Source organism: Polaromonas sp. (assembly GCF_012927415.1).
GTDB lineage: Bacteria > Pseudomonadota > Gammaproteobacteria > Burkholderiales > Burkholderiaceae_C > Polaromonas.
In genome coordinates this window covers 1-10285 of the sequence record NZ_JABBPF010000202.1, presented here as the reverse complement: position 1 = coordinate 10285, position 10285 = coordinate 1, and the positions used below count along the sequence as shown (strand labels likewise).

Here is a 10285-nt window from a genome sequence, read left to right as displayed (position 1 = left end):
GCTGGCCAGCAATACCTCATCCCTGTCCGTGACAGCCATTGCTGCGGCACTCCGGCATCCCGAACGTTTTGCCGGTTACCATTTTTTTAATCCGGTTCCGCTGATGAAGGTGGTGGAAGTCATCGCCGGCCTGAAAACCAGCGCCGGAGTCTGCGGTACTTTGAGCCAGTATGCCCGCCAGATGGGTCACACACCAGTGCAGGCGCAGGACACGCCCGGCTTCATCGTCAACCACGCCGGGCGCGGCTACGGCACCGAAGCGCTGCGCATCGTGAGCGAAGGCATAGCTGATTTCGCCACCATAGACCGCATCCTGCGCGACCAGGCCGGGTTCAAGCTTGGGCCCTTCGAATTGATGGACCTGACCGCGCTGGATGTTTCGCATCCTGTAATGGAATCCATCTACCACCAGTATTACGAAGAAGACCGTTATCGTCCGAGCGTAATTACCGCGCAGCGGCTGGCAGGCGGCATGCTGGGGCGCAAAACCGGTGAAGGCTTTTACCGCTATGAAGGCGGCGTGGCACAAGTTCCGGCCGAAGCCCCGGTGCCTGAGGTGGCAGAACTTCCACCAGTCTGGGTTTCGCCCCGGGCTGCCCGGCGTTCAGAGCTGCTGCAGCTGCTGAAAAATCTCGGTGCCATTATCGAGACCGGCCCGTCGCCTTCCCTGCAGGCCTTGACGCTGGTGGCGCCACTGGGTTTTGACATCACCACAGTCGCGGTAGTGGAGCGCCTTGACCCGGCACGCACTGTGGGCATCGACATGCTGATTGATGATGCGGCCACGAAGCGGCGCGTGCTGGCGACCAACCCTGCCACCCGCACCGACATGCGTGACGCCGCTCACGCGTTGTTCGCGCGCGATGGCAAGGCGGTCAGCGTGATTCGGGATAGCGGCGGTTTTGTCACCCAGCGGGTCGTCGCCACCATCGTCAACATTGCCAGCGACATCTGCCAGCAGGGTATCTGCAGCCCGAAAGACCTTGAAACCGCGGTCACGCTGGGACTTGGCTATCCCATGGGGCCACTGGCCATGGGCGACCGCTATGGTCCCACCAACGTGCTGGAAGTCCTGTTCAACATGCAGACTGTTTACGGCGACCAGCGCTACCGCCCTTCCCCATGGCTGCGTCGCCGCGGTGCGATTGGCCTGAGTCTGATGCACGAGGAAAGTTGATATGTCCGGCTCGCTGAAAAGTACCAGCGAGGGCAACACCCTCATCCTGACGCTGAGCAACCCCGAGTTCAAAAATGCGCTGGGTCCAGACATCTACGCTGCCGGCATTGAAGCCCTCAGCGCGGCTGAAACCAGCAACGAGATCCGCAGCGTAGTGATTACAGGCGAAGCCGGCATGTTTTGCGCTGGCGGTAACCTGCAACGTCTGCAGGCTAACCGGCGTGAGCCGCCCGAGGTGCAGGCGCAGAGCATTGAAGGCTTGCACAACTGGATTGACGCCATACGCACCTACCCGAAACCAGTGATTGCTGCCGTCGAGGGCGCCGCCGCTGGCGCCGGTTTTTCGCTGGCCCTGGCTTGCGACTTTATCGTTGCTGCAGACAATGCCGTGTTCGTGATGTCCTACAGCGCGGTAGCCCTGTCACCCGACGGTGGTGGCAGCTGGAGCCTGGCGCGCGCCCTGCCCCGCGCGCTCGCCAGCGAATTGCTGATGGGTGCCGAGCGTATCAGTGCCCAGCGGCTGCATGCACTGGGCCTGGTGAACCGCATCACCGCCGCAGGCGGCGCCCTTGGCGAAGCGTTGCAGATCGCCGCCCGACTCAATGGGCTGGCACCCAACGCACTGGCCAGCATCAAGGAGCTGATCAACGACGCGCCCAGCAATACCTTGAGCCAGCAGCTGGACAGCGAACGCAATCACTTCATTCGAAACCTGCATCACGCCAACGGTGGTGAAGGGATCGACGCTTTTTTGCAAAAACGCACGCCACAGTACCGCTAGCGGACAGGCCGCGGCAGCAATGGCCATGTCTTGCCCCAAGGGCGAACAGCTGTTGAAAATAACAAAATTTCAACGAAACAGGCTTTGTGTCCAGCAAGAATCGGCTTGGTCTGCTATTTATTCAGGAGCATCTGCAACTCCGGCCACTATCCCTGCCATAACGATGTCAAGTGGCTGACCGTGCCGTCGGTCATCGCATTCAAGCCGACTCGCCAGACCGGAGCCCTCGCAGGCTCAGCGACAGGGTTTAACGTACAACGCACGCAAATGCGCCAGGCACGACACCCATGCGACAGGCGGCAGCGGCCTCGCCGGTCCCTGAAGCGACAATGCAGGGCTTGTTAGTCACGCAAAAGACAGACCATGGACGATCCTATTCTTACGATAGATGAAAGAGCAGCCATCAACGGCGGCCGCTGGTTTTCATCCCTGTCCCCATCCCTGAGGCACGACATTCTCCGATGCGCTTACGTCAAACGTTACAAAGACGGCGAACTGATTTCCGCCCGGGGCGACCCGGCCGAGGAATGGATCGCCTGCGCAATGGGTGCTGTGCGTGTCAGTTCGACGTCCATCTCGGGCAAACAGGTCACGCTGACCTATGTCGAGCCGGGAATCTGGTTCGGCGATGTGGCCATCTTCGACGGCGAACGGCGCACACACGACGCGTATGCCCATGGCACTACCACTGCCCTGTGCGTGACGCGCGGCGACCTGCGCAAGATTCTGACTCATCATGTCGAGTTGTACGAAGCCTTGCTGCGCCTGCACGCACGGCGCATCCGCCAGCTTTTTGGGCTGGTGGAAGACCTCAACACGCTGCCGTTGCGGGCACGTCTGGCCAAGCAACTGCTGCACCTGGTGCGCAGCTATGGCGTGCCCAGCCTGTCCGACGGACGCGAAATGCGCATCGGCCTGCAGCTTGCGCAGGAAGAGCTGGCGCAATTACTCGGTGCCTCGCGCCAGCGCGTCAATCAGGAGCTCAAATCCATGGAGCGCGACGGCTTCATCCGCGTCGAGCCGGGCGGCCTAGTGGTGCGCAACCGCGAAGAGCTCATGCGAATTGCTGAAGCCGATGTTGACAAATAAAGCAAGACTTAAAGAGGCAAGCCCCGCATGAGCAATTTCGACCACTTCATTGGCACTCGTGCCGTCACCGGCAACCAGGCATTTGATACCGAGGCTCTCAGCGCCTATCTGATTCAACATTTGGGTGGTTTCAACGGTCCATTGACGGTGGAGCTGTTCAATGGCGGGCAATCCAATCCGACGTACAAGCTGCTCACGCCAGGCGCGTCTTACGTCATGCGAGCCAAACCCGGCCCGGTGGCCAAGCTGCTGCCCTCCGCCCACGCGGTGGAGCGCGAATTCAAGGTCATGAAGGGTCTCCAAGGCACCGACGTGCCGGTGCCGAAAATGTATTGCCTGTGTGAAGACGAGTCGGTGATTGGACGCGCCTTTTACGTCATGGAGTTTGTTGAAGGCCGCGTGCTCTGGGACCAGTCCCTGCCCGGTATGACGAACCACCAGCGCGGCGAGATTTATGACGAGATGAACCGTGTCATCTCGGCCCTGCACAAAGTCAGGTTTGCGGAACAGGGTCTGGCCGACTACGGCAAGCCCGGCAATTACTTCGAACGTCAGATTGGTCGCTGGAGCAAGCAATACTCGGCGTCCGTCACGCAGCCGATTGCTCAGATGGACAGCTTGATGCAATGGCTGCCGGCCCACATCCCGGCCAGCGCGCGCGATGAAACCATGGTCTCCATCGTGCACGGCGATTTCCGCCTCGACAACCTGTTGTTTCATCCCACCGAGCCACGCGTTCTGGCGGTGCTGGACTGGGAACTGTCCACACTGGGCCATCCATTGGCCGACTTCAGCTACCACTGCATGGGCTGGCATATAGCGCCCGGCGCGTTCCGCGGCATTGGCGGGCTGGATGTGACCAGCCTCGGGATTCCGACCGAGGCCGAATACATCCGCCGCTACTGCGAGCGCACCGGCCTCACCACACCCGAGGCGCTGAAAGCCGACTGGAATTTTTACCTGGCCTACAACCTGTTTCGCCTTGCCGCAATTTTGCAGGGCATTGCCAAACGCGTGGAGGCCGGAACAGCATCCAGCGCCCAGGCCGTCAGTTCGGCAGCGGGCGCGCCGCTGCTGGCAAAAATGGCGTGGGACTTTGCGCTTAAAAATCCGGCTTGACAGCCCCCCTCCCCACTTACCCAACACCCCAGGAGATATTTATGCACTTCGACTACACCCCCAAAGTACAGGAACTTCAGGCTCGCCTGTTGAAGTTCATGGACGAACACGTCTATCCGAATGAAGCCCGTTTCTTTCGGGAAATTGCCGAAAACAGGGCCAAGGGAAACGCCTGGATTCCCACCACGCTGATTGAGGAACTCAAGCCCAAAGCGCGGGCGGCCGGTTTGTGGAACCTGTTTTTGCCGCATTCACCACGGGCGCCTGAAGGACTGTCCAATCTCGAATACGCACCCTTGTGCGAAATCATGGGCCGCGTGCCTTTCGCCGCCGAGGTGTTCAACTGCTCGGCGCCCGACACTGGCAACATGGAAACCATCGCGCGTTACGGCTCCGAAGCCAACAAGGACCAGTGGCTCGATCCACTGCTCAAGGGCGAAATCCGCTCCGCGTTTCTGATGACGGAGCCCGAAGTCGCTTCGTCAGACGCCACCAACGTGCAGTGCCGCATCGAACGTGATGGCGACGACTATGTGATCAACGGCCTGAAGTGGTGGTCGTCCGGTGCCGGCGATCCGCGTTGCGCGGTGTACATCGTGATGGGGAAAACCGATCCTGAGGCCGGTCGTCACGAACAGCAGTCGATGATTTTGGTGCCCGCCAACGCGCCCGGCGTTACCGTGATTCGCCCCTTGAGCGTTTTTGGTTATGACGACGCGCCGCACGGTCACATGGAAGTGCGCCTGACCAACGTGCGCGTGCCGGCAAGCAATTTGCTGCTGGGCGAAGGCCGCGGTTTTGAAATTGCCCAGGGCCGCCTTGGCCCCGGACGCATTCATCACTGCATGCGCAGCATCGGCATTGCCGAGCGTGCGCTGGAGTTGATGTGCAAGCGACTGAACTCCCGCGTCGCCTTCGGCAAGCCAATTGCCCGCCAGTCGGTCTGGAGCGAGCGCATTGCCGAGTCGCGCTGCATGATCGAGCAGGCGCGCCTGCTCACCCTCAAGGCCGCCTACATGATGGACACCGTCGGCAACAAGGTTGCCAAAGCAGAGATCGCTATGATCAAGGTGGTGGCGCCCAGCATGGCCTGCCAGATCATCGACTGGGCGATTCAGGCCCATGGCGGTGGCGGCGTTTCAGACGACTTCCCGTTGGCCTACGCATACGCCAGTCAGCGCACCTTGCGCCTGGCTGACGGCCCGGACGAGGTGCATCGCGCTTCGCTCGCCAAACTGGAACTGGCCAAGCATCTGGCTTTGCCCGGTGAGGTCGAGATGCCGGTGACGCGCGGAAGCTGACTTATCTGCCGGCTTTTAAGGTGTCTTGTTGCTGAAACAAACCCAGCAGCATGCGCCCGCGGCAGTTTTTATAATCTCGCGCTGATTCTTGCCGCCAAAGCTCGCAATCCCCGGTGAACGCCAAACTTCACCGCTGAATCAGATACTCCCGTTCTTTTCGCAACTCCCAGCACCGACAAGCCGTCCAGTTTGACAGCGTGGCCGACTGCGGAATCAAAAAGGAATTTCATGGCCGGTCTTGCACGCATTGCACTGGTCACCGTGACAATTGTTTCTGCCTAATGATCGACCATAGTGTGGGGGCGCAATTGCGCTTTCAGCGGCGACATGTCGCACACAGCAGCGGATTCGCTTTTCGGCGGCGATCCGTATTAAACCGCCATGGCCTGACGGTAGCCTCAGCACCACCCGGACAAAATGTCACCGGGCCTCCCAAGCCGGCTGGCATAGGCACGACGCCTGGTTCTTCCCGTTGAAGTCATGATGCCGGAACCTACAGAAGCCAGACATCCTCCCGGAAATCCGGGTCAGCAAAGCTATGCTTTTCATAGCACACTACAACCGTTCTCCTTGGACCAGAAGCCCTTTCCGCCAAATCAGAGAGAAATATCGGTGGAGTGGCTGGCCAGCGCTGATTCACATGCGTGGCGAAAGACCGCAGCAGCGTGCGCCAGCGTCGGCATGTCGCCGGGCGCATATTGCATGCGCAAATAGGCCTTTCCACGCAACAGCATCAGGATAAAGGGCCGCGTGGCATCCGGTGTTGGCCATGACACAAGCAGGGTGGCCAGCTCAGGCGTAATCCAGTTCCGTGCGTGCTCGCGCTGCCCAGCCATGACCGAATAGTGTGTCCAAAATAGCTTTGGCAAGCCGTCCCAGCCGACCTCTCCGTAAAGGGCCATCCAGCGCATTTCCTCAGGCAGGCTGGGATTAACCCTGGTTTGCAGCGTGTCCGTGAACATGCCATAAGCGCGGGCATCCAGTGCTTCCTTGAGGGGCCGATTGATGACGAAAACCGCAGCATCGTCATTGACCTTTAGTTCCGCGCGTGCCAGCAACTCGCCGCCGTGAATATAGTCACGTGTAGGGTTGCCGAGCTCCAGTTTCATGGGCCGGTTGGCCACCATCCCGGTCATGGCAAAGCGATGGCCATCAGCTGAACCGCTGTAAGACAGGCCTTGCGTGGATGCCCATTCAGACACCGCGTTGACGCTGGGCGGGGTCTGGCCATCCGATTTTTCCGGTGCAAAGACTTTTTTTAGCTGCTCAAACATGGATCAATGTTTTCTCTTAAAGTGCAGAAAATCTCATATTAGTACCAAATCCAAGGAAACACCAATGCTCAAAATTTACTCGTGGCCCACACCCAATGGCCACAAGGTTCACATCATGCTGGAGGAATGTGGCCTTCGTCTGGGTCGTGACTGGGAGGCTATTCCTGTCGATATTGGTGCCGGCGACCAATTTAAAGCGGATTTTTTGAAGATCAGTCCAAATAACAAAATTCCCGCCATGATCGACCCTTACGGCCCGGACGGCAAACCCATTTCTCTTTTTGAGTCGGGCGCCATGCTGCTTTATCTGGCATCCAAAACCGGCAAACTTCTGCCGAAAACTGACCGCCTCAAATTCCAGGTACTTCAGTGGCTGATGTTTCAGGTGGGCGGCGTCGGCCCGATGCTCGGGCAAACCCACCATTTCCGAAAATATGCGCCCGAAAAGATCGCCTATGCCATCAACCGTTACACCAAGGAAAGCAAGCGGCTCTACGGCGTGATGGACCGGCAACTCGCCACCAGCAAATTCATGGCCTGCAACCAGTACACCATCGCCGATGTGGCCATCTTCCCGTGGCTGCGGAGTTGGGAAGACCAGGGCATTGATTGGGTCGACTATCCCAATTTGAAAAAATGGTTTGACGTGGTCAGCGCCCGACCGGCGGTGCAACGCGGCGTAAATGTGATGGCCGACCGGCGCCGCACCATCACGGGCGAAAAGGAACGAGAAATCCTTTTTGGCAATACCCAATATCAAAAGCGCTAAAAACATGAACAACTGACGGCTCAGGTCAATATAGTACGGGGTTCTTCTGCTATTCAATCCGTAGCATTATTCAGGCAAGCATCTTCGAGCGGCAAGCCTGCTAAAAACCCGCGAGCAAACACGCAAGCACCCTTCAAGCGCCGAGGCACTGATTGCGTCATCAGGCAGTGGCATCCTGTTGTTCCATCTGCCGTCCAAGCTGTGCGAACAGACCTGAGTGATGATTACCACGAATCTGACATTCGCCAAGTGATCCACCTGGTTCGGTGAGGCCAAAATGACCTTTGCTTTATGGGACCGGTTGACTCACCATTGCCGTCTTCCGGACTGACGACGAGTACTGCTGGTTTCAACACGACACACATCAGTCAAAGGGCGCATCAAGTGCAAAAGCAGGGCAGGAAGAAAGCGGCCACCGGAGGGCGTGCGGTAGTAGGACATGCTGTCAAAAATAACATCATTTTGATGAACCGCATTAATATTCCCTGATGCGATGCGACACAACAAAAACCCCCGCTGGGCCAGTAGGCATGAGGGTTTTGCACTTTATGAAGTGATGTGAAGTGAGTGTCTGGTCTGCCCGGAGGGGATTTAATATCGGGCTGTAACCCTAATGGATGCTAGGGTTTGAAAGTTGCGTTTGAAAAGATACCGCCAAAAATACCGCCAAAAGGGAAAGTGTCCATGCTGTCGGGTTCTTGCCACTCCCAATAGAGCAACAGGGCTTTCGTCCCCGCCTATCGTATCAAGTCGGCTTCAATGCCAGTTCAACAGTTTGAGAGACTGACGATATGCCCTCAAGCATGTGTACTGTCACCGGAAAACTTAGACCGTGGTGCGCACTTTGGTAGCGGAGCGGATATTTAAATTTCGCATCATTCTTACCTCCCCCTTTTGTCCTTCTGTCCGTTGCGTCCTCTTTGTTTTCAAAATGTAGGCTGTTTAGTGCCACACACCACGCCGGAGGATTCCTGTCTATCTCTAGACCCTCCACCGCAGCATCGCGCCAAAGTGCTTCTAGGTCGTGTCCGTATAGCTGAGGCTGTGAAGTTCTCTTGTATGTAATAAATGCCTTTAACGAGCATTCAAGAATAAATCCGCCAACCAAGACATTTGCCCTCAGATGCTCAGGTCCAGACAGAGAGAGTAATTTTAAAGACGGCAACAATCCGGTTGCACTCACCATGTAGCCCTGTCTTGCAGTCATGGGGGCCAAAAAAGGCATTGGACAATTTAATGACATGGTGATGAGTACCGCTAATTTTTGACTACTCAGTTCGGCAGGGCGTCCAGATATTCGGCCTCATCCGCGCGCGCCTAGTCCCTCAAGGCGTCCGACAGCTCCCGCTCTGTGATGCCGTGCTTGGCTGCGTACTGGGTCACGCATTCTATGAGCATCAGGGCCCGGCTGTCTTACGGGTCCATCAACATCCCGTGAGCCCCGCCGTTGTGCGTCGCCAGGCTGACCATTTCGGCCAAGTCGCGCACGTCGGGGCTGTGGGCTTCGGTGTACGCGGTCAATGTGTACGGGCGCAAGTGGCGAACGAGTTTTCGAGAGTCAACATTTTGGGTCCGGGTAAGCGAAGCTGCTGGAAGCCCGATTTTTTTAGTCTTTGCACCCGTTTCGGGGTGACTCTGCACTTAACATTATGTCGGCTTGGATCGGCCAAAGCTCGATCTATTTTCTGAGCTGCCTGTGCGGCAGTGAACCTTTGGCGGTGGGCATTTTGGTTTACCTGCATTTTCTGAGCCTTTGCAGCAGTGAACATAACCCTAATGCAGTGGGTCGATTGGACCAATTTCTGAGCTGCCTGTGCGGCAGTGAACGAAATTGCGGACATGGGCGTTGAGCACGGATTTTTCTGAGCTGCCTGTGCGGCAGTGAACGATTGCCAAGGCGCTTGGCATCAGTCACGACTTTTCTGGGCTGCCTGTGCGGCAGTGAACGTAAGCGTTGGGTGAAGTTGTGAAAGCATCATTTTCTGAGCTGCCTGTGCGGCAGTGAACATAAGCATCTCTCTGTGCGACGGTCGTCGTTTTTTCTGAGCTGCCTGTGCGGCAGTGAACCGACCCTTCGACCTGCAATCGAACGTGGCCATTTTCTGAGCTGCCTGTGCGGCAGTGAACTTTTGCTCGGCCACTTTGTAGGCATTGAGCTTTTTCTGAGCTGCCTGTGCGGCAGTGAACCAAACGACTATTAAAGCCCGGCGCAATGTCAATTTCTGAGCTGCCTGTGCGGCAGTGAACATCCCTGGTGATCCGCCCATGTCGGCCATGCTTTTCTGAGCTGCCTGTGCGGCAGTGAACGGTTCCGGCGTTCGCGCCGTTGTCAACCATCATTTCTGAGCTGCCTGTGCGGCATGGAACCCTGTGATCGAGGGAAACAAGGCGCTAAAACGTTTCTGAGCTGCCTGTGCGGCAGTGAACTAAAGCCCGGCCCGCCCGAAACGTCTCCGTGCTTTCTGAGCTGCCTGTGCGGCAGTGAACAAACCCTAATTGACAACGCCGCAAAAATAGCATTTCTGAGCTGCCTGTGCGGCAGTGAACATTTAATTGCGGAGGAAGACTTATCCTCACAATTTCTGAGCTGCCTGTGCGGCAGTGAACACGTACGGTAGTCATTTGGCTGGCTCCAAAAATTTCTGAGCTGCCTGTGCGGCAGTGAACTGCGCAGATCTTGCCGAACTCCGACACATGCATTTCTGAGCTGCCTGTGCGGCAGTGAACGAATTGTGGTGTCTAAAATTTCTTCGACATTATTTCTGAGCTGCCTGT

Annotated in this window: 8 protein-coding genes, 2 pseudogenes and 1 CRISPR repeat array; of the genes and pseudogenes, 7 read left to right on the top strand and 3 right to left on the bottom strand. The window is 57.4% G+C overall.

The annotated features are described in order from the left end of the window. The 5 genes from HHJ19_RS16505 to HHJ19_RS16485 form a co-directional block, all read left to right on the top strand. The coding region (locus HHJ19_RS16505; RefSeq protein ID WP_296908958.1) for a 3-hydroxyacyl-CoA dehydrogenase at positions 1 to 1177 on the top strand (1177 nt) is incomplete at its 5' end. Position 1178: 1 nt separating this feature from the next. Continuing rightward, on the top strand, positions 1179 to 1958 hold the full coding sequence (locus tag HHJ19_RS16500; RefSeq protein WP_296908957.1) for an oxepin-CoA hydrolase, alternative type: 780 nt from the start codon (positions 1179 to 1181) through the stop codon (positions 1956 to 1958). 363 nt (positions 1959 to 2321) lie between these two features. Continuing rightward, positions 2322 to 3047 carry a Crp/Fnr family transcriptional regulator gene (locus tag HHJ19_RS16495; RefSeq protein WP_296908956.1) on the top strand — a complete coding sequence of 242 codons (726 nt, stop codon included), beginning with the start codon at positions 2322 to 2324 and terminating at the stop codon, positions 3045 to 3047. 27 nt (positions 3048 to 3074) lie between these two features. Further along, positions 3075 to 4166 carry a phosphotransferase family protein gene (locus HHJ19_RS16490; protein ID WP_296908955.1) on the top strand — a complete coding sequence of 364 codons (1092 nt, stop codon included), beginning with the start codon at positions 3075 to 3077 and terminating at the stop codon, positions 4164 to 4166. 41 nt (positions 4167 to 4207) lie between these two features. After that, positions 4208 to 5467 (top strand): acyl-CoA dehydrogenase family protein, encoded by a 1260-nt coding sequence (locus tag HHJ19_RS16485; protein ID WP_296908954.1) that lies wholly within the window; start codon positions 4208 to 4210, stop codon positions 5465 to 5467. A 68-nt stretch (positions 5468 to 5535) separates the two neighbouring features. Here the strand turns inward: HHJ19_RS16485 and HHJ19_RS16480 are convergent. Both HHJ19_RS16480 and HHJ19_RS16475 read right to left on the bottom strand, forming a co-directional pair. After that, a pseudogene (locus HHJ19_RS16480) lies at positions 5536 to 5661 on the bottom strand (RNA polymerase subunit sigma); the annotation flags it as partial. A 402-nt stretch (positions 5662 to 6063) separates the two neighbouring features. Beyond that, on the bottom strand, positions 6064 to 6741 hold the full coding sequence (locus tag HHJ19_RS16475) for a hypothetical protein (protein WP_296908953.1): 678 nt from the start codon (positions 6739 to 6741) through the stop codon (positions 6064 to 6066). A gap of 64 nt (positions 6742 to 6805) precedes the next feature. Between HHJ19_RS16475 and HHJ19_RS16470 the strand changes: the two genes are divergently transcribed. Beyond that, on the top strand, positions 6806 to 7510 hold the full coding sequence (locus tag HHJ19_RS16470; RefSeq protein WP_296908952.1) for a glutathione binding-like protein: 705 nt from the start codon (positions 6806 to 6808) through the stop codon (positions 7508 to 7510). A 169-nt stretch (positions 7511 to 7679) separates the two neighbouring features. Beyond that, positions 7680 to 7826: pseudogene (locus HHJ19_RS16465) on the top strand (ATP-binding protein); the annotation flags it as partial. Between the two features lie 429 nt (positions 7827 to 8255). Here HHJ19_RS16465 and HHJ19_RS16460 read toward each other — a convergent pair. Beyond that, on the bottom strand, positions 8256 to 8717 hold the full coding sequence (locus tag HHJ19_RS16460; protein WP_296908951.1) for a hypothetical protein: 462 nt from the start codon (positions 8715 to 8717) through the stop codon (positions 8256 to 8258). 475 nt (positions 8718 to 9192) lie between these two features. Beyond that, positions 9193 to 10237: a CRISPR direct-repeat array (repeat unit 28 nt; unit sequence TTTCTGAGCTGCCTGTGCGGCAGTGAAC). Positions 10238 to 10285: the final 48 nt, after the last annotated feature.